This window comes from Nocardia sp. NPDC003726 (assembly GCF_053586955.1).
This window is the reverse complement of sequence record NZ_JBSFNF010000007.1, coordinates 92,255-115,077: the sequence shown is the minus strand read 5'-3', so window position 1 is coordinate 115,077 and position 22,823 is coordinate 92,255. Positions and strand designations below refer to the sequence as shown.

Sequence of the window (22,823 nt, the reverse complement as noted above, 5' to 3'; positions counted from 1 at the left end):
CGCTTACTTCGGCGCTCCCAATCGCGCGCCGCCGTCGACGCGAACCACGATCCCGGTGGTGAAGGAATTGTCCACCAGGAATTCGATCGCGTGGGCCACGTCGTCGGCGGTGCCGACGCGACCGACCGGGGTGGCCGAGGCGATCGAGTCGAAGACCTCGGTACGCGCGCCGTCGGGCAGGAAGTTCCACCAGTCGGTGTCGATCACGCCCGGGGACACCGCGTTCACCCGCAGCGGCGCCAGCTCGACGGCCAGCACCGGAACCATCGCCTCCACACCGGAATTCACGGCCGCCAGCGCCGCGGTCGCGGGCATCGACCCGCCCGCAGAGGCCGCCGACACCAGGGTGATCGAACCGCCCTGCGACAGGTGCGGCAGCGCGGCCTGCACCGCGGCCGTGTGCGCGAGCAGTTTGCCCTCGACGTGCTCGCGCACATGGCCGAGGGTCAGTTCGCGGAACGGTGTGGTGCCCGACGGGCCGGTCACGGTCACCACCACATGGTCGATCGGCCCGATCTCGGTGAAGAACCGGGTCAGGTCCGCCTCGTCACGCGCGTCGACGGTCCGGCCGGTGACGTTCTCGCCCAGACCGGCGAGCGCGGCCTCCAGCCTGCCCTTGTCGCGACCCGCGATGATCACCTCGTGCCCGTGGGACGCGAGCCTGCGCGCCGCGGCCAGGCCGATGCCCGATGTACCGCCCACGATGACGACTCGGTTGCGCACAACACCCTCCTGATTTTCGAAGCTCTGTGTCTCGAAATATAAACGAGTCACGGTGTCTTGTAAAGTGGCGGCATGACCGGAACTCGTGGCCGCCCGCGCAGCGAGGAGACCAGGCGCGCGATCCTGCGCGCCGCGCTCGAACTGTGTGAACGGGACGGCTATCAGGACTTGACCATCAAGGCGATCGCCGACGCGGCGGGCGCGGGCAGGCAGACGGTGTATCGCTGGTGGCCGGACAAGGCATCGGTGCTCATGGAGGCGCTCGCCGGGCTGGCGCAGGATCCGGCGCTGCGCGTGCGCGCCGAGTCCACCGACGTGCTCGCCGAGGTCGAGGGCCTGCTCACCGTGACCTACGAACTCACGCGCAAGCTGACCGGCCAGGCGCTGGTCGGCCTGATGGCCGACGCGCAACGTGACCCCGCGCTGTCGGAGCGGTTGCAGAGCACGGTGATCGGCCCGCGTCGTGCCGCGTTGCGCGCCCTGCTGGCGCGCGGTGTGGACAGTGGCGAGTTCGCCGGGACGGTGCCGCTGGATCTGGTGGTGGATTTCGCCTTCGGGGCCATGTGGTACCGGCTGCTGAGCCGGCACGCCCCGGTGGACGGGGCGCTGGCGCGGGAAGTCGCCGCCGGTGTCGCCGCCATGCTCGGGCGGAGGTGACCGAGGGGCTTCCCGCATCGCGTCTCTCGTGGACGCGGTAATCGTGGCCGTTGTGGCTATGTGACCGGCATCACAATATCCGGTCGAGTAGCAGGTCAGAGCAGGTGGGCGCGGGGTCTTCCTGCTCCGTGACTGTTTGCCGCCGCCGAATCCTGGGTATCGGTCTGTTTCGTGCCACGCCTTCGGTCGCCGAGATCGGAGGCGGAACGAACCGAGGTCCGTGACGGACTGGAGAGGACGTGCACGTGACCGATCGAGCATCCAGGAATTTCCCGCTGCGGCGTTCCGTGGCGGCCTCCGCCATGGGCAACGCGACCGAATGGTTCGACTACGGCGTCTACGCCGCCACCGCGACGTACCTGACCGATGCCTTCTTCCCCGGGGAACTCGGCACGCTCGGCACCATGCTCGGCTTCGCCATCTCGTTCGTCCTGCGGCCGCTCGGCGGCATGGTGTGGGGTCCGCTCGGTGACCGGATCGGCCGCAAAGCCGTGCTGGCCACCACGATCCTGCTCATGGCCGCCGCCACCGGCGCCATCGGCCTGCTGCCCACCCACGCGTCCGTCGGCGTGCTGGCCCCGATCCTGCTCATCCTGCTGCGTGTGGTGCAGGGCTTCTCCACGGGCGGCGAATACGGCGGCGCGGCAACATATCTCGCCGAATGCGCGACCGATCGCAAACGCGGATTCCTGGGCAGCTTCCTGGAATTCGGCACGATGGCCGGTTTCGTCGGCGGCTCCGCGACGGTACTGGTCTGCCAGCTCGCGCTCGGTTCGGACACCATGCACGACTGGGGCTGGCGCATCCCGTTCCTTATCGCCGTCCCGCTCGGCCTGACCGGCTGGTACCTGCGCGCCAAGCTGGACGAGAGTCCGGTGTTCACCGAGGTCGCCGAGCGCGAGCGTCCGCCGGGCGGGCTGCGCGAGGTGCTGACCACCTACCGGCGCGAGACCCTCACGCTGGCCGGACTCGTGGTCGCGCTCAACGTGGTCAACTACACGCTGCTGACCTATCAGCCCACCTATCTGCAGAAAACCATCGGCATGGGCGAGTCGGCCACCACCGCGATGATGCTGCTCGGTCAGGTGGTGATGATGCTGGTGCTGCCGTTGTTCGGCCGACTGTCCGACGACGTCGGCCGCCGCCCGATGTGGCTGTTCTCGCTGGCGGGTCTGAGCGTGCTCGCGGTGCCGCTGTACTGGCTGATGGGTCAGGGCACGGCCTGGGCGATCCTCGGCTTCATCGTGCTCGGACTGTTGTACGTGCCGCAGTTGTCCACCATCAGTTCCACGTTCCCCGCCATCTTCCCGACCCATGTGCGGTACGCGGGTTTCGCGCTGGCCTACAACGTCTCCACCGCGATCTTCGGCGGCACCGCCCCGCTGATCAACGAGGCCGTCATCGAGGCGACCGGCTGGGCGCTGTTCCCCGCCATCTACATGGTCGGCGCGTCCCTGATCGGTCTGCTCGCCTGGAACCACCTGCGCGAAACCGCGGGCGCATCGCTGCGCGGCATCGAAGTCCCCGACGCGGGGGAGCCCGCCCCCGACCCGAAGCCCGGCCTCCCCGCCCAACCCGCGTTCTGACTCGGGGCGGCGCGGTGCTCGGCGAGGAGAAGCGCTACTGCGTGGCGGACCAGACGACGACCTTGGCGGTGTAGGCCTTGACCGCGTTGTCGAGCGCTATTCCGGTGATGAACGCGGTACGGCCCGCCGCGGTTCGCACGCAGTAGGCGCTGTCGGTGGTGACCGGCAGGGTTTCGGCGCCCTGGGTGGCGACGAGGTCCGAGCACTGTTTCCGGGTGGGTTCGGCCGGGGTGGTCCACCGGGCCAGGGTCGGCTTCGTCGTGAAGAAGCCGCCGCCGACGCCGTAGAGGGTGGCGGCGGAAAATCCGCCGGAGGCCTCACGGTCGTAGCTGACCCAAGCGCTGGCGCCAGTGTTGCTGGACAGGACGCGGGGCGGGACGGAGTCCAGGTCGAAGTAGGTCAGGTTGAGCGTGCCGGACCATCGGACGTCGTCCGGGGAAGCGTTCGCCGAAGTCGCGGGGACGGCCGAGGAGGGCGCGCGGTCGGCCGGCGTATCGCTGCGCGTGGTCGGCTGAGCCGACGTGGAGGTTCCCGTGGCCGAATCGTCCTTGTCGTCATCGGTGGACTTCTCCACCGCCAAGACGATCAACCCGGAGATGATCGGGAACAGCAGCGTGGTGAGGATCGTCCCGGAATGACGCCGCATCCAGCTCTTCCGCTCGGCGTTGTCCTGCTGCCGGGGCTGCTGTGTCTCGGGCGCGTCCTCGCCGGGCTCGTTGTCCCCCATGAAGAAACCTGTCTCCTGTGGCTGCGTCGGTTCCGCCGGCTCGACGCCTGCTCGAACTCGGACGATGGTCGGCGCCGGTGATCATGGTCGTGCGCCGCTCTCGAATTGTCAATGGCGACAGGGCCTTCGATCACGCGGGTGAGTCGTCGTCTTCCGGCCAGCCGTCCTCCACGACGAGGGTCCCGTCCCGCAACGCGGTCGCGTACTGGTCGGCGACCAGATCGGCCGGATAGGTCGGCCAGTAGGACACCGCGCCGGTGGGCTTGTCGATGACGCAGACGGAGCCGCCGACGATCACCGGCGGGCTGTCCGGGTCGGCGTGCGGCGGGCGGGGGAAGGTGGCGACGGCGACGAAGCAGCTGTCGAATTCGGACAGCTGATAGGTGATCCCGCGTTCGGCGTAGTCGTCGGTGATGAGATGCCGGTCGGCGATCCGGTGTGCCTCGGCCGGGTCCACCGGTGTGGTCGCGTCCGTGGGATAGGCGTGGATGTCCATGTGTCGATGGCAGCTGAGAGGTGGCCGCCTGCTCCTTCCGGGTCTGTGGATAGCACGATGGCGGCTGGTCGCAAGCCGGTTTCCGGTCAGTCGAAGCGGATGGTGGACAGCATCTTGCGGGCGAGGGCCTCCGGATCGGGATCGTCGGCCAGTGTCGAATTATGCAGTGCGCCTTCGCGCCACAGCGAAGCGAAGCCGTGCACCAGCGACCACGCGGCCAGTTGGGTCGCCTTCCGGTGCTCGTTGCCGTGGCCCGGCTGGATGCCGGAGACGCCGGAGCGCAGCGCCAGCGCCGACCGCTCGCGCGCGGAGCGCAATGTCTCGTCCTCCGCATGCAGCAGGCTGTGCCGGAACATGACGTCGAAGTGCCCTGGGTGCTCGCGGGCGAAACGAATGTAGGCCACCGCCACCTCGCGGAAATCATCCCCCGCCCGTGTGAGCTGTGCGGCGAGCAGTTCGAAGCCCTCGGTGGCCAACGCGGTGAGCAGCCCCGCTTTGTCGCCGAAGTGGTGGGCGGGCGCGGCATGCGAGACGCCCGTGTGCCTGGCCAGGTTGCGCAGCGAGACGGCGTCGACGCCGTCGGCGGCGATCCGCTCGGCGGCCGCGGTGAGCAGTGCCGCGCGGAGATCTCCGTGGTGGTAGCCGTCCTTCGCCATGTCTCGATGGTGACCGATCATCTAGACATTGACAAGTTCATGCCGTCGAGTCTATCTTTCCACTGTCAAGATTTGCTCTTCGATCTACAGGAGATCCCGATGGCACCGCTGGTCGTCCTCGTCGCCGTCACCGCAGTCGTCCGGCTCATCGGCTGGCTGACCGGCAACGGCTGGCTCGATTCGTGGGCGCACGCGACCGCGCTCGGGCTGGCCGCGATGCTCGTGCTCACCTCCAGCGCGCACTTCCTCCAGCCGCGCCGTGACGCTCTGATCGCCATGGTGCCGCCGCGGCTGCCGAACGCTCCCGCGCTGGTGACGCTGACCGGCGTGCTGGAATTGGCGGGCGCGGCCGGTGTGCTCGTTCCCGCGACCGCGGACCTGGCCGCGGCCTGCCTGATCGCGCTGCTGGTTGCGCTGTTTCCGGCGAACGTCCGCGCCGCCCGCGCCGAACTGGGCATCAAGACCATGCCCTTGCCCCTGCGGGCGCTGGTTCAGGTGCTGTTCATCGCGGCCTGTGTCATCGTCATCGTCGGCTGAAGACGACGAAAGGCCCGCTCACCCCTCGAGATTCGATGGGTGAGCGGGCCTTCGACGCGTCTGCGTTCAGTTGCCGCGCAACGCCTTCGCGATGGTGCGGCGCATGAACGGCCGCGCCAAGTCCTCCGGCAGGTTCGCCCAGGCCAGGAAGAACCGCGTGAGCGGGTCGAGCGCGATGTGGTGGCGGCCGCGTTCCAGGCCGCGCACCGCGGCCTCGGCGACGCGCTCGGCCGGCATCGGCTCGATCGAACCGGTGATCGCCTTGGTCTCCACCGGCTTGCGGGTGTTCTCCATGGCCAGCCCCGGTGTGTCGGTGTCGGCCGGATAGATCACCGTGACGTCGACGCCTTTCGGCTCGACTTCGTAGCGCAGGCACAACGCCAGCTGCCGGACGCTCGCCTTGGTCGGTCCGTAGGCGGTGTACCCCGTGATACCGAGAAACGCCGCCGTGGAACTGACCAGCAGAATCTTTCCCTGACCACGCTCCACCATGCCGGGCAGCACCCGCCGCACCGCGTGCACCGCACCGAGGTAGTTCGCCGACATCTGCGCCTCGAACTCGTCGGGGTCCACGTCGAGGAACCGGCCCGGCAGCGCGAGACCGGCGCAGCAGGCGATGACCTCACACGGCCCGTTGCGCTGCTCCAGTTCCGTGATGGCAGCGGCCAGTTCGTCCGCGCGCGTGACGTCGGCGGCGGCCCAGTCCGCGCCCAATCGCTTCGCGGTGTCGCGCAGCGGCAGCTTCCGGCGCGCGATGATCGACACCCGCGCGCCGCGCCCCGCGAAGGCCGCCGCCACCGCGGCGCCGATTCCTTCCGACCCGCCGGTGACGACGACGTGCTTGCCGACCCAGTCCCGGACCCGTGCCATCGCGGCGGCTCAGGCCCGGCTCGAGGTGACGATGTCGGCGATCCGGTCCCGCCACAGCAGGTAGGTGGCGGAACTGCCGTCATCGGGCAGATCGTCGAGTGAACTCTCGATCAGCGCGTCGGTCTTCGCCACGGTGGTGCCGCAGAAGACCTGCGCCGCCGCTTCGCTGTGCTCGTTGACGCTGTTGGTCTGCTGCCGGATGCGGGCGACCATGGCCGAGCCGAGCGACAGCTGCGGCCGGAACTCACCGGCCACCTCCCAGAGTTCCTCCATCGCGGCGGGTTCCACACCACCCGCGAAGGTGACGGCGATGCCGACGCCGCTCCACAGATCCGCGTGCCGTTTCGGCTCGAACTCGCCGATCAGCCGCACGACACCGGCCGGGCTGCCGCCGCCGATGAACCACAGCGCGCGGCCCATGCCCTGGTCGGCGATGCGCTTCAGGTTGTCGCGGTCGCCGAGCCAGGCGGGGTAGCGGGTCTCGACGTGCTTGTCGCGCACATAGCGCTGCATCTGGAAGAACGCCTTGTAGAAGCCGTAGCCGTCGATGGCCAGCCAGCGGAACAGCGGGTGCTGCGGAAACAGTTTCTTCCACCGCACCTTGGGGATCTTCGCCATGGCCAGGCCGACGCCGACGTACATGGTCAGCGCGTACTCACTGGCCGGGCCCTCGATCAGGTCGGCGGCGCGGCGGCCGGGCGAGAGCGAGTCGATCGCGGTGAGGCCTACCGCGGCGCCTTCGTAGGCGAACCCGCGATACTTCGGCGGCACCTGCGACAGAGTGGTGATCAGCTCGTCGTTGTCCGAACTGCGGACCGCGGAGTCGATGCCGCCGACCAGGTGCATGGTCACCTGCTCTAGTTCGAGCGCGGTGTGCTGGTCGGGCTGCTCGAATTTGCCGAGCACCTCGCGGACGCTGGCCGGACTGGGGACGAAAAGGGCCGCGCGCAGCGGACCCAACGGCGAGGGCATGGGGTTCTCCATTCGTCGGAGGAGCGGGGGATCGTCACAGGATCAAGCGACGGAAGCCGCCGTCGAAGAAAGTCAGCGCTCCCGTGGCGGCCAGTCGGGCGTCGCGTTCGGCGTGCACGACCTCGCCGACCACGATGCTGTGGTCGCCGCTGTCGAATACCGCGTCGAGCTTGCACTCCAGACCCGCGGCCGCGTTCGCCAGCAGCGGCGCCGCGGTGTGCGGTCCGGGAAACCACTCGACCTGGTCGAATTGGGCGCTGCCGTCGGGCCGCGCGGAGTCGGCGAAATACCGGGCCACCGGCTCCTGCTCGGCCGACAGCACCGAAACGGCGAACGCGCCCGCCTCGTGGATCGCCCGGTGCAGGCGCGCCGTGTGGGCGACGCACACCAGGATCAGCGGGGGATCCAGCGAGACGGACGTGAACGCGTTGGCGGTCATGCCGTGCGGCCGTGGCCACCCGGTGGTGACCACGGTGACACCGGTGGTGAACGCGCCGAGCACGCGGCGCAGCTCGGCGCGGTCGCTCATGAGCGGGCAGCCTCCTTCTCCGGTTCCGGTTCGCCCGTGATGTCGGCCTCCAAGTCGTCGGCCACCACGGGCTGCTGCGCCGCCTCCGGCGCCGCGCCCCGCTGCCCCCACCATTCGGCGATGCCGCGCGCCCACCAGTAGACGCCGCGGGCGCCGCAGACGATCACCAGCGCGATGAACAACCCGTAGGAGATGTGCAGCGCCGTGACCACGCCGTACATGATGCCGACCGAGGCGCCGAACATGATCTGCTGCTTCTTGCCCGACGGGGTGGTGCCGGGGTCGGTGACCATGTAATTGGTGAACAGGACGAACGCAAGGCCGGTCATCATGCTCAGTCCGGCCAGGATCGAGATGTTCGGTTCGATGAGCCCGCGCACGATGGCCTGCAGCGCGAACGAGCCGACCCACGCCATGATCAGCGGCATCTTCAGCGTCAGCTTGGCGTTGAGCATGGTGCCGGTCGTCAGCAGGCCGAGCACGATGAGCGCGTCCGCCGGTCCGGTGATGTATTCGGTGAAGTGGTACGGCGGCGCCACCGCGATCATCGGGAACACCAGGAAGCACACCACCACACCGAAATTCGACGGATTCATGAAGTGGCGCATCTTGCCGTTGATCTTCGCGCGCAGCACCCACTTCGTGCCGACCGCGACCACGATGCCGAAGATCACCGGCCACAGCTTGTCGTGCGCGAAGGTCAGGAAGTTGAACGCCAGACCGGTGATGTGCGCGGGCAGCAGGAACTCGAACAGCCCACGCGGCCCGCGGCCACGGAAGGCGGGCGGGCGCTTGTACGCCCAGGCCGCCAGGACCTCCAGCCCGATCTCGGTGGTGTAGGCCGTGGCCAGTGCGATGAACGGCCACAGGAACGGCTGCTCGAAGCCGAGCAGCGGGAACCCGATCAGGTTGAAGATCGTGATCGAGATGGCGAAGTTGCGCAGCGCCAGGTAGCGCGGATCCTTCGTCGGCGCGGGCTTTTCCATCCATTCCTTGGCGAACTCGGTGCCCGAGCGTTGCATGGAGGAGATGCGTTCGGCGGTGGTCGTGGCGCCATTGCCCTGGTGAGCGGCGCCGTTGCCGTTGGCAGGTGCGCTGCCGTTGCCCTCGGCCGCCTGCGTTTCGTGATGGCCGTTGGAGGCGGCTTTCGCCTCGCCCGGATCCTTGTTGTCGTTGTCGCTCATCGCTGCTTGACCTCCTGCGCGTCCGAGGCGAGGTTCACGGTGTGCCAGCCCGGCGCGAGCTGGAGGGACTGTTCGTGCGGGGTGCCGTTGGTCTCCCGCCAGCGGAGCGTGACGTTCACCGGGGCGGCCGGATCGACCTCGCCGAGCCCGATGTGCACCTCGGTGGCCCGCTTGCCGGTGTGCCCGCTGCCGCCGTCGAGGTGGCTGCTGAGCAACCGGCCGTCCGCCGTGCGGACCTCGACCTGGGCGTCCACCGCGGGAACGCCCTGCGGGGGAAGACCGGCGACGGTGGTCGTGGCCGCGTTGCCCTCCCAGGCCGGCTTGAACAGCTTCAGGCCGAGGAACTGGCCACCCTTGGCCTTGTTGTTGTGGTAGAAGGTCGGATCACCCCACTGCCGGGCGACGGCGAAGCTGAGCGCGCCGTTGCCGGAGGTGTCGCCGACCGCGATGCCGCGCGAGGGCACCGGGGTGTCCATGCCGAGCGCGTGGGTGAGGTTGGCGAACTTGCCGTCGTCACCGCGGCTGAAGAATCCGACCGGGTCGCTGCCGGCGATATCGGCGTCGGAGCCGATGATCGGCCAGGACCACGGGTACTTGGTCAGATCGTCGTTCATGGTGCCGAGTTCCTGGATCTGCGGCCACCGGTTGGTCTCGCCCTTGATCATGCCAGTGGCCTGGATCAGCTCGTTGCGGCCGTCGTTGTCGAAGTCGTCGATCTTGGCGTCCCAGCCCCAGGTCTCCCAGGCCAGGCCGACGTCGGTCGCGCGGTTCTCGAACGGAGCCACGCCCTCGGCCAGCTGACGTGCCGCGTCGGCGGTGTCCTCGGCCGTGTTGTAGAACGCGAAGTGGCCTTCCATCAGCGCGAAGCGCACGGCGATATTGCTGACGAACAGGTCCGGCATGCCGTCGCCGTTCAGATCGCCGAAGTCGGCGGCCATGCCCTTGTCCGAATCATGGCCCAGCACATACGACTTCGGCTCGGTGATCCCGCGCTCGCCCTCGGCGAAGCCGAAGCGGATCTGGCCCGGCGTCGACTTGTTGACGAACAGGCGGTCGCGTCCGAAGTCGTTGGCCACGTACAACTCCGGGAGCTGGTCGCCGTTCAGGTCGGCCGCGGCGGCGGCAAGCGCCCATCCGGTGTCCATGCCGATCGGGAACGGGTTGGCCACCTCGCGGTACTCGGCGGTCGGCTCGTCGCCCGACTTGGCGGAGGCCAGGGTGAAGATGCGGTCCTTGCCGCCGTTGCGCGCGTTGGACAGCGAGTCGGTCATCCACAGCGCGAGCTGGCCGTCCTTGGACAGCACGTCCATGTCGTTGAAGTACTGGCCCAGGTAGATGTCGGGCTTGCCGTCGCCGTCGAAGTCCGAGACCGAGACCGCGGCGGTGATCCAGCGCTGACCCTCGTAGTGCCCGTCCGCGGTGTTCGGGGACGGCACCAGGTCGATCGGGCGGAACGCCTTGGCGTCCAGGCGGGTCGCGTTGGCGCGCTGCAGGTACAGGATCGGGGTGCGGCCGTAGTACGACACCAGCGCGTCCATGCGGCCGTCACCGTTGAAGTCGCCGGGGATGCAGCCCGACGGCACCGTGGAGGTGTCGGCAGGCAGCGGCTTGGGATCGAGCACGAACGGCTCGTACCGGGCGGTGTTGCTGTCCGGCGTCGGGGTGATGAAGGCGGTGTCGGAGCGCGGGTCGACCACGCACAGGTCGTCGGCCAGCCGGTTGCCGTCGAAGTCGTTCATCGCGATGGCCGCGCCGACCGAGGAGATCCAGGCCGACAGGTGCTTGTACGGCTCGCGCAGTTCGCGGATCTTGCGGTCGGTCGGCAGGCCCTTGGGCAGCGCGATCGGCATCGCGGTGAAATCGAATTTGCTCGCGATGGGGCCGCCCGCCTCGTCGTAGGTTGGCAGCAGCGCCGACCGCGCGGGAATGAACAGCGAGCCCATCAGCAGCAGCGCCACCCCTGGCACCACCGCTTTTCGCAGGAGGGATCGGTTGATGGGAATTTTCACGAGTGCTGCTCCTCATGGGCGAGTGTGAATTGCTGTCCCGCGGTGTCCGCGAGTCCGTCGAGCACCTCGCGCAGCGTGGCCAGCGCCTGGTCCATTTGCTGCTCGGTGTGCCTGCAGTTGATGAAGAACCGCAGCCTGGCCTCCCCGGCCGGGACGACCGGGTGGGTGATGGCGTTGACGCTGAAGTCGCGTTGCAGCATGGCCAGCGCCGCCAGCACGGCCGGTTCGTCGGCGCCGGTCATGACCGGGATGATCGGTGAGTCCTCCGACGTGCCGATGTCGAAGCCGTACTCCTTGGCGCGGCGGTGGAAGTACTCGCTGTTGTGCCGCAGCCGCGTCACGCGTTCCGGCTCGTCGCGGAGCACTTCGAGCCCGGCCAGCGCGGCGCCGATGGCCGAAGGAGCGGGCGCGGCGGTGTACATGCTCAGACCGCCTGCGACGTATTTGAACCCGTCGACCAGTTCCCGGTTGCCCGCGAGATAGCCGCCGACGCTGCCCAGCGCCTTGGACAGGGTGCCCATCCAGACGTCGACGGCGTCGCCGGGCAGGTCGAACAGCTCACGCACGCCGTGCCCGGTGGCGCCGAGGGTGCCGAACGAATGCGCCTCGTCGATCATGATCGAGCAGTCGTAGCGCCGGGCCACCTCGATGATCTCCGGCAGACGGACCACATCGCCGTCCATGCTGTAGAGGCCCTCGATGATCACCATGGCCCGGTCGAAACTGCGCCGCGACATCTTGAGGATCGTCTCGAGCGACTCGGGATCGTTGTGCCGGAAGGAGACTCGCTTGCAGCGCGACCACTCCGTGCCGGACACCACGCTGTGGTGGATGAGCGCGTCGCAGACCGCGAGATCGCGCTTGCCGAGCAGGAATCCGACCGCGGCGGCGTTGGTGAGGTAGCCGCTCGCGGTCACCAGCGCGGCCTCGGTGTCGTAGATGCCCGCGATCTCGGCTTCCAGTTCGCGATAGATCGGCAGCTCGCCCGCCACGATCCGGACCGCGGCGGCGGAGGTGCCGTACCGATCGATCGCGTCCTTGGCGGCCTGCCGCACCCGCGGGTCGGCGGCCAGGTCCAGGTAGCCGAAGCTGCTGAAGTTCACCACGTCCCGGTCGGCCATCCTGGTCACCGCGCCGCTGATGCCCTCGTGCGGCAGGTAGTACGGGTTGACCAGACCGACCTCGTTGACCCAGGCGTCGAACCGCCCGAACCGCTGCGCGGCCTCGAGCACGCCGGGATGGTCACGGAACGACGTGTGCGCGGCCCCGCGCGCCGCGCCGCCGCCGTTGCCGGTGGCCGCGGCCGGGGCGGCGGCGCCGTTGGCGGCTCGCGCGCCGTTCCCGTTCGCCGTGGCGGTGTGCTCGCCGCCTGCGTGCCTGGCCAGCAGTGCGCGGGCCAGTTCCCTGTTGTTGCCGCTCATTCGTCCTCGCTCCTCGCCGCGCGCTCTTCTTCCTGGGCAATCTGCTCGGCAATCCGCGCGCCGAGCCCGCGCAACGTCAGTCCGATCACGGCCAGCACCGACAGCTGGGTGCCGAGCACCTGCACCACGCGCGCGCCGAACTCCATGCCCATCAGCGAATCCATGCCGAGTTCGGGCAGCGGGGTGTTCAGGTCGATCGTCTCGGCGTCGACCCCGAGCACCGCCGCCAGCTGCTCGGCGAGCAGGTAGGCCACCACCTCGCCGCGCTGTTCGGGCCCCAGCTGGAGGATCTCCGCCCGCAGCGCGCCCGCGCCCGCCGCGCCGCCGCCCGCGGCCGCCACCTGGTCGGCGAAACGCGGCGTGCGGGTGGACGGGCGATGCGCCAGCGCCCACTGGCTCCAGTCGACGTCGAACAGCACGATCTGCGGCAGGTTCAGCCGCAGGCACTCGCCGAGCAGATCGGTGGCCACGTCCATGTCCACCGAGCGGTACCCGGTCATCTCCGCGTATCGGCTGACCGCCTCGTAGTCGGCCATGCCACCGCCGCCGCTCATGAAGCCCCAGTTCACCGCGAGTGCGGCGGCGCCGCGGGCCCGGCGGGCGGCCGCGATCATGTCGAGTACGGAATTGGCTGCGGCATACCCGAATTGGGGCGATATGCCGACGATGCTGCTCGCAGAGGAGAACAGCACGAACATGTCCAGATCGATGCCGGCCGCGGTGACGGCGGTGTCCAGGTTGACCGCGCCCGCGACCTTGGGCCCGAAGATCTCCGCCAGCGATTCGGCGGTGATCTGCGGGACCTCGAGGTTGTTCACCACGCCGGCCGCGTGGAACACACCACGCAGCGGATGTCCGCTGGCCTGGATGCGATCGACCAGCGCGGCGACGGCGTCGTAGTCGGCCATGTCGAGACGCTCCTCGACGACCTCCGCACCCGCGGCGGTGAGCTCGGCGACCGCGGCGCGGGCCGCGTCGCCGGTGGCGCCGCTGCGTCCGGCCAGCACCAGCCGCCGCGCGCCGACCCGCACCAGCCAGCGCGCGGTCGCCAGACCGAACGCGCCGAAGCCGCCGGTCACCAGGTAGCTCGCGGCGGGGTCGATCGGCAGACTCGGCCGCTTGACCAGCACGGACGGTTCCGGTTCACGCAGGTCGAGCACCACCCGGCCGATCTGCTTGGACCGCACCACGGTTTCGAACGCCTCGGTCGTCGCGGTGAGCGGGAACGCGGTGTAGGGCAGGTAGTCGTAGGTGCCGTCGTTCAGCGCGTCCATCGCCCGGCGTGCGGCGCGGCGGACCAGCTCGGGCCGCACGGCCAGCGCGCGGTCCATGTCCACGGCGAAGAACGACAGGTTCCGGTCGAACGGACGCAGGTCGATCGCGCCGCCGCCGTAGATGTCGGCCTTGCCGATCTCGATGATCCGCCCGAATTCGGCGGCCACCCGCAGGTTCTGCTGGAGGATCTCGCCGGGAGACGAGTTGTAGACCACGTCGACGCCGCGCCCTTCGGTCAGGTCGAGCACGTCGTCGACGAAGCTGATCGAGCGCGAGTTGACCACCTCGTGCGCCCCCGCCGCCGCGGCCACCGCGCGCCGCTCGTCCGAGCCCGCCGTCGCGATCACCCGCGCGCCGAGACGCACCGCGACCTGGACCGCGGCCATGCCCATGCCGCCCGCGGCGCCGTGCACCAGCACCGTCTCACCCGGTCGCAGGTGCGCGAGGTCGCCGAAGGCGAATTCGGCGGTGAGGAAGGGCAGGACCGAGCTGGAGTGGCACGGGTCGAGCACGGTGTCCGGGTAGTCGAGTGGCATCGTGGCGCCCTCGTCCGGCCGGAGGGTGACGTGTCTGCGAAGCAGATCCCTGGCGCACACCGACATCTCGTCCCCGACGGCGACCTCGGTGACTCCCGGACCGACCCGCTCGACCACGCCGAAACCGTCCATGCCCAGTTCGGTGCCGAAATACGTACCCGCCAGCTCCTTTTCGGTGAGCACGCCGAGCACCTTGAGCGCGTCCTTGTAGTTGAGGCCCACCGCGTCCATCCGGATCTCGACCTCGCCCGGCCCCGGCGGCACGCGATCGACCGCGCGCCAGGTCAGGTCCGACAGCAGCCGCGAGCGCGGAATCTCCAGGCGGAAGGAGCTGTCCGGGTCGGTCAGCGGCGCGGCCTCGTCCCAGACCGCCAGATGGTCGCGCAGGGACTTGCGCAGGTGCAGCGCCCAGCACGCGCCCGCACGCAACGCGACCTCGTCGGCTCGCCCGTCGCCGAACACCTGCTCGACGACGTCGGCGGCGCGCGTGGCGGGCTCGGTGTCGACCAGTCGCCAGTGCACCGCGGGTTGCTCGTTGCGCAGCGTGCGCCTGGCGCCGGTGAGCGCGGCCTGCGCGGGATGGGCGAAGGCGTCGACCGGCAGGCAGAACGCCTGCTCGGTGACCACCACCGCGCGCACCTTGATGGCAGGGGCCTCGCCGTCCTCCTCGCCGACCACCAGCTCGCCGACCGCTTTGGCGACCTGCGCCAGCCCGTAGGCGTTGGGCACCGCGTCCAGTTCGGCGCCGGAGACCACGACGAGGCGGCCGCGCGTGACGCCGGGCCGCGCCTGCGCGGCCCGCAATGCGGCTAGGACACGGTCGGAGGCGTCGGCCGCTTCCGGTTCCAGGGTGAGGATCTCCGCCGACGCCCGCGCGCTGGCGATCTCCTTGGCGCGCTGGGAGACGGTGCTGCCCAGGCTGACCACGAGCAGGAACTCCTCGCCGCCCACGGGTTCGTCGGCGGGCGCGGTGTCGTCGACGATCGCCCACACCGGCTCGTAGAACAGCTCGTCGAGCTGGTCGTGCAGATCGGGCTCGGCCGCAAGGCTGGCGAACCGAACCCTCGAAAGAGTCAGTGCCACAGCACCTTCGGGGGAAGCGACAGTGATGTCGGCGCACAGCGGGTCGCCGTCGACGCGGCGGACGAGCACGACCGCCTGCTCGGGCAGCGGCCCGGTCCAGCGGACCCCGTCGACCGAGGACGGCACCACGACGCTCGCGCCGTGCGCGGTCTGCGCGTACAAGGCGGCGAAGCACTGCAACGCGGCGTCGACCGCCGCGGGGTGGGCCAGATGCGGCAGGCTCGGCGCGCTCCCGGCCAGCGGCGTGAGATCGAGCCGGGCCAGCACCGAGTCGGCGCCGACACTGGCGGCGGTGATCAGCCGGAAGCTGGGCCCATAGGCCAGGCCGTGCGCGGCCAGGCCGTCGTAGAGCGTCGCCGCGGACACCTCCACCGCGTCCGCCGCCGGGGTGAGGTCGACGGTGTGCGGGTCGACGTCCGCCTCGATCAGCCTGCCGTGCGCGTTGATCGTCCACGTTGTCGCGGTGGCCGCGCGCGAACGCAGGGTGAACCGGCGGGTGGTCTCCTCGACGGTGAGACGCAGCACCGGCACGTCGTGCTGGCCGATCACCAGCGGCGCGACGAACTGGACCGACTCCAGCCCGAAGGTGGCGCGACCGGTCCGCACCGCGACGGCGCTGAGCGCGGCGTCCAGATAGGCCGCGCCCGGCAGCACGACGGAGCCGTCGACCACGTGATCGGGCAGCCACGGCAGCGCGGCCACCGACAGTTCCACTTCCCATTCCGGCGCGGACGCCGCGGTGCGCTGGCCGAGCATGACGTAGCCGTCGACGGCGCCGACGCGGTCGGCCTCGATCGCGGGGTCCTCGGTCCACAGCGTGCGGCGCTGCCACGGGTAGCGGGGCAGGTCCAGGTGCGCCACCGGGGCGTCCGGTGCGCCCGGCGCGTGCGCGGTGTCCAACCCGCCCGCCTGGTACAGCTCGCCCACCGCGCGCAGCAGGTTGTCGCGGTCGTCGGCGGTGCGCGACAGGGTGCTGATCGCCGCGCCCTCCAGGCCGCGGCGCACGAACGCCTCCTTGACGTTGCCGCTGAGCACCGGATGCGGCCCCACCTCGAGGAAGACCCGGTGCCCGGCATCGAGCAGGCTGTCCACGGCCGCGCCGAACCGCACCGGCTCGCGCACGTTGCGGCACCAGTACTCGGCATCCCAGTCGGGACCGGACAGCTCGCCGCCGGTGACGGTGGACCAGATCGGCACCCGCGCGGCCCGCGGCGCCAGTCCGGCCAGCACGGTGGTGAGTTCGCCGAGGATGGGGTCCATCAGATGGCTGTGGTAGGGCACCTCCACACGCAGCGCCTTGGCGAAGACGCCTTCGGCGGTGAGCTCCTCGCGGATGCGGTCCAAATCGGCCAGGTCGCCGGACAGCGTCGCGGCGGAGTGGCTGTTGATCGCCGCGACGCAGACGCCCGGCACGCCCGCGAGGCGCTCGCGCAGTTGCTCTTCGGACAGGCCGACGGCGAGCATGCCGCCGGTGCCAGCGGTGGTGGCCTGCAACCGTGCGCGGTGATAGCTCACCAGCAGCGCGTCGCGCAGCGACAGCGAGCCGGAGGCGTAGGCCGAGGCCACTTCGCCGACGCTGTGGCCGACCACCGCGGCGGGGCGGATGCCGAGTTCGGCGAGCTCGGCCACGAGCGCGGCCTGGACCAGGAAGTTGGCCGGCTGCGCGTACGCGGTCCTGGTGATCCGCGACTCCGCCTCGGGCCGAAGCAGTTCCTCGACGATCGACCAGCCCGCGATCTCCTGGAAGACCTCGTCGATCGACCGCGCGGCGGCGGCGAAGTGCCCGTCGGCCTCGAGCAGGCCACGGGCCATGCCCCACCACTGCGGGCCCATGCCGCTGAACACGAACACCGGCTGGGTGGAGCCGTCGGTGAGCGCGCGGGCGGGGGACTTGCCCGCGCCCGCGGCGAAATCGGCCAGCTGCGAACGCAAGTCGTCGGTGTCGCGGTAGGCGAACGCCGCGCGGATCGGATGATGCGCGCGCTGCGTCCATGCCGCCTCGGTCACCGCGTCCACCGGGGTGGTCTCGGTCAGGTCGTGCACCTGGGTGGCCATCGTGCGCAGCGCGGTCTCGTTGCGGGCCGACAGCGGCAGCACCGTGATCGGCCCGCGCGTCCGCGCCTGCGCGGGCGCTTCCGGCGCACGGGTGAGGATCGCGTGGGCGTTGGTGCCGCCGTATCCGAAGCTGTTGACCGCCACCGCGGCTCGCCCGTCGTCGTTGGGCAGCGGCTCGGTCTCCAGCGGAATGCGAACTCGCAGCTCGTCGAACCGGATCTCGGGATTCGGGTTGTCCAGCCGCATTTGCGGCGCGATGACACCGTGTCGCAGGGTCAGCGCGGCCTTGATGAGACCGGCGACGCCAGCGGCGGCCTCGGTGTGGCCGATGTTGTTCTTCACCGAGCCGACCGGCAGCGGCTCGTCGCGGCCGTCGACCGCGCCGTACACCGCGCCGAGGGCGGCCAATTCGAGCGGGTCGCCGACCGGCGTGCCGGTGCCGTGCGCCTCGACATAGCGGATGTCGCTGGCGTCGATGCCCGCCAGCCGGTGCACCCGCCGGGCCAGCGCCTCCTGCGCGGCCGGGTTCGGCACCGGGATGGCCAGTGTGCGGCCGTCCTGGTTGACGCCGCTGCCGCGCACCACCGCGTAGATCCGGTCGCGGTCGCGCACCGCCGCGTCCAGCGTCTTCAGCACCACGGCGCCCGCGCCCTCGCCACGGCCGTAGCCGTCGGCCGCCGCGTCGAAAGACTTGCACCGGCCGTCGACCGCGAGGAAGCGGCCCTTGCACATGGAGATGAACGCCTCGGGGCGCAGCATCGCGTTGGCGCCGCCGACGATCGCCGTCTCGCACTCGCCCGACTCCAGCGCGAGCACCGCTTGGTGCAGCGCGACCAGGGAGGACGAGCAGGCGGTATCGATGGTCATGGTCGGCCCGAGCAGATCCAGCAGGAACGCGATGCGCGCCGACAGCAGCGTGTGCGACGAACTGGTCGGACTGTGGCTGTTGATCGAGGCCCGCGCCACCGAGCCGCTGCGCACCAGCGCGTTGTCGTTCATGAAGCCGCCGACGAACACGCCGACCTCGCGTCCGCCGACCCGGCCCGCCATCCCCGCGTCGTCGAGCGCCTCCCAGGCGACCTCGAGCAGCAGTCGCTGCTGCGGATCCATGATCGACGCCTCGCGCTGGGAGATGCCGAAGAACTCGGCGTCGAACTCCCACAGCGACTGGGTGAGGAATCCGCCGTGCCTGGTGTACATCCGGCCCGGCGCGTCCGGGTCCGGATCGTAGAACTTGGCGATATTCCAGCGGTCCGCCGGTATCTCCACGATTCCGTCGCCCTTGCGCACGACGAGATCCCAGAACGAGTCCGGCCCGTCGATGCCGCCCGGAAAACGGCAGCCGATACCGACAATTGCTACATTGGGCATGCAAATCCCCTGATGCTCGGGCATTCGAAAACGCGGACGGGTGAACGTCCGCATCATCGAATCAGCGTGGAGACAGCCGGAATCGCGGCGCCGGTAAACCTGTTCGGCCTTGGCGTCGTCCGGCGGTGAAGTGGTTCCGCGGTAGGAGGTCAGTGTCCACCCATGGTAGGAGCGGCGATTCGCGAAGGTCAATACGGAATTGTTCTCGCCGCAACCGGAAAGCGTTGCCGGGCAGGTAATGACAACTTCGGCATCGACGCAGTTCAGAGTGCTTATGACGAGATTATTCTGGCGTTATTACAGAGTTATCGCGGGGTGGAACCGGTGTGAATTACATCGTTATTCCGGTGTTATTCCGCGTCGTTCCTCCGCCGGTCGCCGGAAGGTGTTGAGGAGGCCGTCGATTCGTGGCTACGATGGCTCGTCGTAACGCAGTGGCGCGAAAGGCGATGGCGTGGATTCGTACAACACCGGGCAGTTCCGCATCGAGGCGGAGGCCGAACCCATCGAAAGCCTGGACTGGCTGCTGGCGTTCACCGAGCAATACATCGCGGGCTGGAACAGCGGCGACGGCGCTGCGGTCGCGAAATGCGTCACGCAGGACACGATCTGGCACGACCCTTCGCTGGACGCGCCCGCGCACGGCCCGGCGGGTGTGGAGAAGTTCGTCGCGGACACGGTGCGTTCGTTCCCGGATGTCGCCTACACCAACCCGTTCCCGCCGGTGCTCGCCGCGGACAACCGGCTGGCCTTGGTGCCGTGGCGGATGACCGGGACCCATCTCGGCCCCATCGACCCGCCCGGTTTCGGTCCGACCGGCAAGACGATCGATCTGCTGGTCATCGACGCGTGGCAGTTCCGCTCCGGGTTGATCTGGCGCAGCCAGGCCACCTGGGATCTGACGGAGATGCTGCTGCAACTGGGCCTCATGCCGCCGCGCGGCAGCGCCGCCGAGCGCGCGATGGCGCGCGCCCAGCGGTTCAGGTCCAAGCTGCCGTTCTGACCCGGCCCGGGGGAATCACTCGCCGAACAGTGTGGCGAACCGTTCCACCGCGAGTAGGACCGAGGCGCCGACGGATTCCAGCTCGGCGCCCATGCCCACGAGCAGATTCACGATCGCGGGCACCAGCACCTCGAGCAAACCGTCGTCGCCCAGGTGACCGGCCATCTCCAATTGGATGAAGCCGAACAGTCCCATCCATAGCTGCGCCGCGGCGGAACGGACATCGGGGGTGTTGATCAGTCCGGCGTCCTGTGCGCGCTGCACCGCGCCCACCACGTGGTCGAAGGTCTCCGCGTAGTGCTCGAACTCCGAATCGTGCCCGGCCACGAGCACGTTGCCGCGGTTGATCTTCAGGTCGATGCGCGTCCCGGTGCCGAACATCAGCTGGAACAGTTCCGGCCTGCGCTGGGCCTCGTCGCGGAACACCAGGCCGAGCACGAGCAGATCGGTGATCGGCTCGTCGGTCACTCCGGCCGCGGTCATGCGCTCGGCCAGCTGGGCGAAGCCGGCGGAGCCCGCCGCCCGGATCAGGCCGGGCATCCCACCGAAGTTGGAGTACACCGCCATCGTGGAGACCCCGCACATGCGGGATACGCGGCGGACGGTCAGCGCGTGCAACCCCTCGGTCGAGACCACCTCGACGGTCGCCTCGATCAGGCGATCGCGCAGCGCGGTGTTCATCGTGTCCGTCCCGGCGGCCGGGCGCACGGCTAGTTCGGTTGTTCCGGCAGTCTGCTTGGTCATCGCTTCCGCTTCCCCCGCGCGGTCACGCCGTGGCGCATAGATGCACTGACGCGCTGTCTTCGGGAAGGCGGTATCGCCGCTTCACCTCGGGCGCACCGGTCCTGCTCACCGCGCGGACCACCGATCGCGGGGCGGGGGGAACGACGTCGACTTCGACCGATGCACCATCGATTCGCCCGGTCCGGAAAGCTGATCGTGGTTCATCGCGCACAGATATCTCCGTTCTTGCCGCACGAACGGGCGGGCAGAGCATGAGGTGGAGCCGCGTTCGCGGGCTACGAAGAGCAGGCGCACCCGCCGGGAGGTGCGTGTCGGAGGTGAGTGTCGTCACTGAAACTCTATGTGATACAGCGTAACATCCACAGCCATTCCGCCAAATGTTCTGCGCGCTATCCGAATTCGTCGCGCGCCACGCAGTTGTGACATCGGAGGACATTCCGGCCGGAGTTCTGGAGCCGATGACAATCACCGTCGGCTCGGAGCCGGGCCCGTGATGTCGCGAATTGGACAAATAAGACATCGGCCCGGTGGACACCCCGGTAATCGGCGGCTGCCGATTCTCGATCTGCGCGGTCACGAACACGGGGCAACGTTATCGTTCGCAAGGGACAGTTTCGTGGGTGGGAGGTCGGCCGGATGGCGACATCGATTCCGGGAATCATCGCCTGGCCGGTCATCGGGTTCGTCGCGGCCGTGCCGGCGGGCCGGTGGTTGCTGTGCGCGACACGACCGTCGACCGGCTACTGAATACGCTGTTCGGCTGGGGAGCGCTGAGTCTGCTGCTGTATCGCTGCGACATGACGCCCGGCATCGCGAGCCTGGCCCGCCAGCTCTCGCTCGGCTGCACGGTGATGGCATCGATGTGTCAAGGCATCGTCCGGGTCCGGGCGTTCGACGCGGACCCGGCCGCGGCCCGGCGCGGGCACCGCGCCTGCCGCGTGCTTGCGGCCGGGTCCACCGCCGCGATCCTGCTCGCGGGCGCGCAGGCAAGGCGGACTGCTCGAACTCGCCCGGTGTGGCCCTCGGCCCGCGCGGCGGCGGGCGAGCGCGTCCCCTTGGCGGGCGGCGTCGGTTAGAGCACCGCTTGGGTCTGGGTGACCTTCGCGACGAGCTTGTCCGCGTCGTCCCGGATCACCGTCTCCACCACGATGAACGAGCGTCCGGCGTGCAACGGCGTCGACGACGCGACCGCGTGCCCGGACCGGACGGCGCGCAGGAAGTTCGTCTTCGACTCCACCGTGGTGGTGCCCTGCTTGCCTTCCGGCAGGTTGAGGAACGCGCAGACCGCGCCGGTGGCGTCGGCCAGCGACATCAGCACCCCGCCGTGCAGCGCGCCGCCGAGTGTGCACAGCGATTCGTCCCAGGCCAAGCGGCTGCGCACCAGATCGGGCCCGTGCGCGAGCACCTCGACGCCGAGACGTTCGGTGAACGGCATGGTCTGGTGGAACAGCTTGGTGCCCATCTCATCGATCATGCCGCGATCCTGCCCGCCGCCGGTCGCGGAGTCGATTACCTCGCGGGTAATCGCCGCTCTGCGCCGCTCGGTGGAGATCGGCACGACTTCCGTCACGGAAAGCGTCACTGGTCTGCGCGATTCCGTGCCGGTGACGTCGCTTCCTGCGGTTCAGCTCATCCGCGCGACAAGAGCGTCGGGCAGATGGGGGAGTGCCAGGTCGATCAGCCGCCACGGCCACCCCGGGACGCAGGCCCGGCGCCGCTCCTGCTCGATGGCGGCCACCATCGCCGCGACGCCCTTGTCCAGGGGCGCGACCATGCGCGCGTCGCCCGCCTTGGCCGCCATGTCGGTGGCGATGAAACCCGGCAGCAGGGTGGTCACCGTGATCGGGGAGCGCGCCAATTCGGTGGCCAGTGCCGCGCCGAGCGCGGCGAGTCCCGCCTTGCTCGCCGAATAGGCGGCCTTCTTGCCGGGCAGTCCGCGCACCGCGCTCATCGATGCGACGAGGACCAGGTGTCCCGCCCGCTGCGCGCGGAAGATCTCGAGCGCCGCTTCCGTCTGCGCGAGCGCGCTGACGAAATTCGTGGTGGCCGTCGCGAGATTCGCGTCGGCCCGTCCGCTGCCGATCAGCGCTCCCTTGCCGATCCCGGCGTTGACGATCACCCGGTCCAGGCCACCGAGCTCGTCGCGCAGTTCGCCGAAGACGACCGGCACCGCCGCGTGGTCGTCCACGTCGAGCGCGCGCACCGCGACGGTGATCCCGGGACGAGTCGCCACGAGTTCGTCGCGCAGTGCCGTGAGCGCGTCCAGTCTGCGGGCGCACAGTGCGAGATCGCGGCCCTTGGCGGCGAAATCGCGCGCCATGGCGGCCCCGAGGCCCGCGCTCGCCCCGGTGATCAGGATTCTCTTCCGCGTCATGCGGCCGACCTTAAC

The 22,823-nt window shown here is 69.7% G+C and carries 20 protein-coding genes; 6 read left to right on the top strand and 14 right to left on the bottom strand.

Features of this window, described 5'->3' with window-relative positions; genetic code table 11:
• Positions 1-3: 3 nt before the first annotated feature.
• The gene (locus ACWDMM_RS11960) at positions 4-723 is read right to left on the bottom strand and encodes an SDR family oxidoreductase (protein ID WP_357108406.1); all 720 of its coding nucleotides are present in this window, start codon (positions 721-723) and stop codon (positions 4-6) included.
• Between the two features lie 72 nt (positions 724-795).
• On the opposite strand from ACWDMM_RS11960, the gene ACWDMM_RS11955 reads away from it, so the two are divergent.
• Complete coding sequence (locus ACWDMM_RS11955) at positions 796-1,380, top strand: TetR/AcrR family transcriptional regulator (RefSeq protein ID WP_357108409.1); 585 nt, start codon at positions 796-798, stop codon at positions 1,378-1,380.
• 302 nt (positions 1,381-1,682) lie between these two features.
• Positions 1,683-2,966 (top strand): MFS transporter, encoded by a 1,284-nt coding sequence (locus tag ACWDMM_RS11950; RefSeq protein ID WP_357108470.1) that lies wholly within the window; start codon positions 1,683-1,685, stop codon positions 2,964-2,966.
• Between the two features lie 34 nt (positions 2,967-3,000).
• Here the strand turns inward: ACWDMM_RS11950 and ACWDMM_RS11945 are convergent, their stop codons facing one another.
• From ACWDMM_RS11945 to ACWDMM_RS11935, 3 genes are all read right to left on the bottom strand, one after another.
• Positions 3,001-3,693: a hypothetical protein gene (locus ACWDMM_RS11945; protein WP_195078532.1), complete on the bottom strand. Its 693-nt coding sequence runs from the start codon at positions 3,691-3,693 to the stop codon at positions 3,001-3,003.
• A gap of 130 nt (positions 3,694-3,823) precedes the next feature.
• Positions 3,824-4,189, bottom strand: a complete 366-nt coding sequence (locus ACWDMM_RS11940) for a hypothetical protein (protein WP_195078533.1) — start codon at positions 4,187-4,189, stop codon at positions 3,824-3,826.
• A gap of 86 nt (positions 4,190-4,275) precedes the next feature.
• Complete coding sequence (locus tag ACWDMM_RS11935; RefSeq protein WP_195078534.1) at positions 4,276-4,845, bottom strand: TetR/AcrR family transcriptional regulator; 570 nt, start codon at positions 4,843-4,845, stop codon at positions 4,276-4,278.
• Positions 4,846-4,944: 99 nt separating this feature from the next.
• On the opposite strand from ACWDMM_RS11935, the gene ACWDMM_RS11930 reads away from it, so the two are divergent.
• The gene (locus ACWDMM_RS11930; protein ID WP_195078535.1) at positions 4,945-5,382 is read left to right on the top strand and encodes a DoxX family protein; all 438 of its coding nucleotides are present in this window, start codon (positions 4,945-4,947) and stop codon (positions 5,380-5,382) included.
• Between the two features lie 66 nt (positions 5,383-5,448).
• On the opposite strand, the gene ACWDMM_RS11925 is transcribed toward ACWDMM_RS11930, so the two are convergent.
• Genes ACWDMM_RS11925 through ACWDMM_RS11895 form a run of 7 tightly spaced genes read right to left on the bottom strand, consistent with a single transcriptional unit; the run spans position 5,449 to position 18,687 of the window.
• Positions 5,449-6,252 carry an SDR family NAD(P)-dependent oxidoreductase gene (locus tag ACWDMM_RS11925; RefSeq protein ID WP_195078536.1) on the bottom strand — a complete coding sequence of 268 codons (804 nt, stop codon included), beginning with the start codon at positions 6,250-6,252 and terminating at the stop codon, positions 5,449-5,451.
• A gap of 9 nt (positions 6,253-6,261) precedes the next feature.
• Positions 6,262-7,224 carry a DUF1702 family protein gene (locus ACWDMM_RS11920; protein ID WP_195078537.1) on the bottom strand — a complete coding sequence of 321 codons (963 nt, stop codon included), beginning with the start codon at positions 7,222-7,224 and terminating at the stop codon, positions 6,262-6,264.
• Positions 7,225-7,258: 34 nt separating this feature from the next.
• Positions 7,259-7,753, bottom strand: a complete 495-nt coding sequence (locus tag ACWDMM_RS11915; protein ID WP_449937253.1) for a flavin reductase family protein — start codon at positions 7,751-7,753, stop codon at positions 7,259-7,261.
• On the bottom strand, positions 7,750-8,937 hold the full coding sequence (locus tag ACWDMM_RS11910; protein WP_195078539.1) for an enediyne biosynthesis protein: 1,188 nt from the start codon (positions 8,935-8,937) through the stop codon (positions 7,750-7,752). The genes ACWDMM_RS11915 and ACWDMM_RS11910 overlap by 4 nt, the downstream gene beginning before the upstream one ends.
• The gene (locus tag ACWDMM_RS11905; RefSeq protein WP_323124185.1) at positions 8,934-10,946 is read right to left on the bottom strand and encodes a CRTAC1 family protein; all 2,013 of its coding nucleotides are present in this window, start codon (positions 10,944-10,946) and stop codon (positions 8,934-8,936) included. The genes ACWDMM_RS11910 and ACWDMM_RS11905 overlap by 4 nt, the downstream gene beginning before the upstream one ends.
• Positions 10,943-12,367, bottom strand: coding sequence for an aminotransferase class I/II-fold pyridoxal phosphate-dependent enzyme (locus ACWDMM_RS11900; protein ID WP_195078540.1), 1,425 nt, complete (start codon positions 12,365-12,367; stop codon positions 10,943-10,945). The genes ACWDMM_RS11905 and ACWDMM_RS11900 overlap by 4 nt, the downstream gene beginning before the upstream one ends.
• Positions 12,364-18,687 carry a type I polyketide synthase gene (locus tag ACWDMM_RS11895; RefSeq protein WP_449937249.1) on the bottom strand — a complete coding sequence of 2,108 codons (6,324 nt, stop codon included), beginning with the start codon at positions 18,685-18,687 and terminating at the stop codon, positions 12,364-12,366. The genes ACWDMM_RS11900 and ACWDMM_RS11895 overlap by 4 nt, the downstream gene beginning before the upstream one ends.
• 162 nt (positions 18,688-18,849) lie before the next feature.
• Between ACWDMM_RS11895 and ACWDMM_RS11890 the strand changes: the two genes are divergently transcribed.
• Both ACWDMM_RS11890 and ACWDMM_RS11885 read left to right on the top strand, forming a co-directional pair.
• Complete coding sequence (locus ACWDMM_RS11890) at positions 18,850-19,017, top strand: hypothetical protein (RefSeq protein WP_357108421.1); 168 nt, start codon at positions 18,850-18,852, stop codon at positions 19,015-19,017.
• Positions 19,018-19,141: 124 nt separating this feature from the next.
• Positions 19,142-19,690, top strand: coding sequence for an ester cyclase (locus ACWDMM_RS11885; protein WP_195078542.1), 549 nt, complete (start codon positions 19,142-19,144; stop codon positions 19,688-19,690).
• Positions 19,691-19,705: 15 nt separating this feature from the next.
• On the opposite strand, the gene ACWDMM_RS11880 is transcribed toward ACWDMM_RS11885, so the two are convergent.
• The gene (locus tag ACWDMM_RS11880) at positions 19,706-20,434 is read right to left on the bottom strand and encodes a TetR/AcrR family transcriptional regulator (protein ID WP_195078543.1); all 729 of its coding nucleotides are present in this window, start codon (positions 20,432-20,434) and stop codon (positions 19,706-19,708) included.
• Positions 20,435-21,150: 716 nt separating this feature from the next.
• Between ACWDMM_RS11880 and ACWDMM_RS11875 the strand changes: the two genes are divergently transcribed.
• A complete protein-coding gene (locus ACWDMM_RS11875) occupies positions 21,151-21,510 on the top strand; it encodes a hypothetical protein (protein WP_195078544.1) in 360 nt (119 codons plus the stop codon).
• On the opposite strand, the gene ACWDMM_RS11870 is transcribed toward ACWDMM_RS11875, so the two are convergent.
• Together ACWDMM_RS11870 and ACWDMM_RS11865 are read right to left on the bottom strand one after the other, a co-directional pair.
• Positions 21,507-21,908: a PaaI family thioesterase gene (locus ACWDMM_RS11870; protein ID WP_195078906.1), complete on the bottom strand. Its 402-nt coding sequence runs from the start codon at positions 21,906-21,908 to the stop codon at positions 21,507-21,509. The genes ACWDMM_RS11875 and ACWDMM_RS11870 overlap by 4 nt on opposite strands.
• Before the next feature lie 150 nt (positions 21,909-22,058).
• Entirely contained in the window at positions 22,059-22,808 is a 750-nt protein-coding gene (locus tag ACWDMM_RS11865; protein WP_195078545.1) for an SDR family oxidoreductase, read from the bottom strand.
• Positions 22,809-22,823 lie beyond the last annotated feature (15 nt).

Excerpts from the sequence above, each read along its gene's own strand:
- ACWDMM_RS11920 (WP_195078537.1), bottom strand. The coding sequence starts at position 7,224 with ATGCCCTCGCCGTTGGGTCCGCTGCGCGCGGCCCTTTTCGTCCCCAGT.
- ACWDMM_RS11870 (WP_195078906.1), bottom strand. The coding sequence starts at position 21,908 with ATGATCGATGAGATGGGCACCAAGCTGTTCCACCAGACCATGCCGTTC.
- ACWDMM_RS11890 (WP_357108421.1), top strand. The coding sequence starts at position 18,850 with ATGGTAGGAGCGGCGATTCGCGAAGGTCAATACGGAATTGTTCTCGCC.
- ACWDMM_RS11935 (WP_195078534.1), bottom strand. The coding sequence starts at position 4,845 with ATGGCGAAGGACGGCTACCACCACGGAGATCTCCGCGCGGCACTGCTC.
- ACWDMM_RS11915 (WP_449937253.1), bottom strand. The coding sequence starts at position 7,753 with ATGAGCGACCGCGCCGAGCTGCGCCGCGTGCTCGGCGCGTTCACCACC.
- ACWDMM_RS11865 (WP_195078545.1), bottom strand. The coding sequence starts at position 22,808 with ATGACGCGGAAGAGAATCCTGATCACCGGGGCGAGCGCGGGCCTCGGG.
- ACWDMM_RS11955 (WP_357108409.1), top strand. The coding sequence starts at position 796 with ATGACCGGAACTCGTGGCCGCCCGCGCAGCGAGGAGACCAGGCGCGCG.
- ACWDMM_RS11900 (WP_195078540.1), bottom strand. The coding sequence starts at position 12,367 with ATGAGCGGCAACAACAGGGAACTGGCCCGCGCACTGCTGGCCAGGCAC.
- ACWDMM_RS11945 (WP_195078532.1), bottom strand. The coding sequence starts at position 3,693 with ATGGGGGACAACGAGCCCGGCGAGGACGCGCCCGAGACACAGCAGCCC.
- ACWDMM_RS11940 (WP_195078533.1), bottom strand. The coding sequence starts at position 4,189 with ATGGACATCCACGCCTATCCCACGGACGCGACCACACCGGTGGACCCG.
- ACWDMM_RS11880 (WP_195078543.1), bottom strand. The coding sequence starts at position 20,434 with ATGACCAAGCAGACTGCCGGAACAACCGAACTAGCCGTGCGCCCGGCC.
- ACWDMM_RS11950 (WP_357108470.1), top strand. The coding sequence starts at position 1,683 with ATGGGCAACGCGACCGAATGGTTCGACTACGGCGTCTACGCCGCCACC.
- ACWDMM_RS11895 (WP_449937249.1), bottom strand. The coding sequence starts at position 18,687 with ATGCCCAATGTAGCAATTGTCGGTATCGGCTGCCGTTTTCCGGGCGGC.
- ACWDMM_RS11930 (WP_195078535.1), top strand. The coding sequence starts at position 4,945 with ATGGCACCGCTGGTCGTCCTCGTCGCCGTCACCGCAGTCGTCCGGCTC.
- ACWDMM_RS11925 (WP_195078536.1), bottom strand. The coding sequence starts at position 6,252 with ATGGCACGGGTCCGGGACTGGGTCGGCAAGCACGTCGTCGTCACCGGC.
- ACWDMM_RS11910 (WP_195078539.1), bottom strand. The coding sequence starts at position 8,937 with ATGAGCGACAACGACAACAAGGATCCGGGCGAGGCGAAAGCCGCCTCC.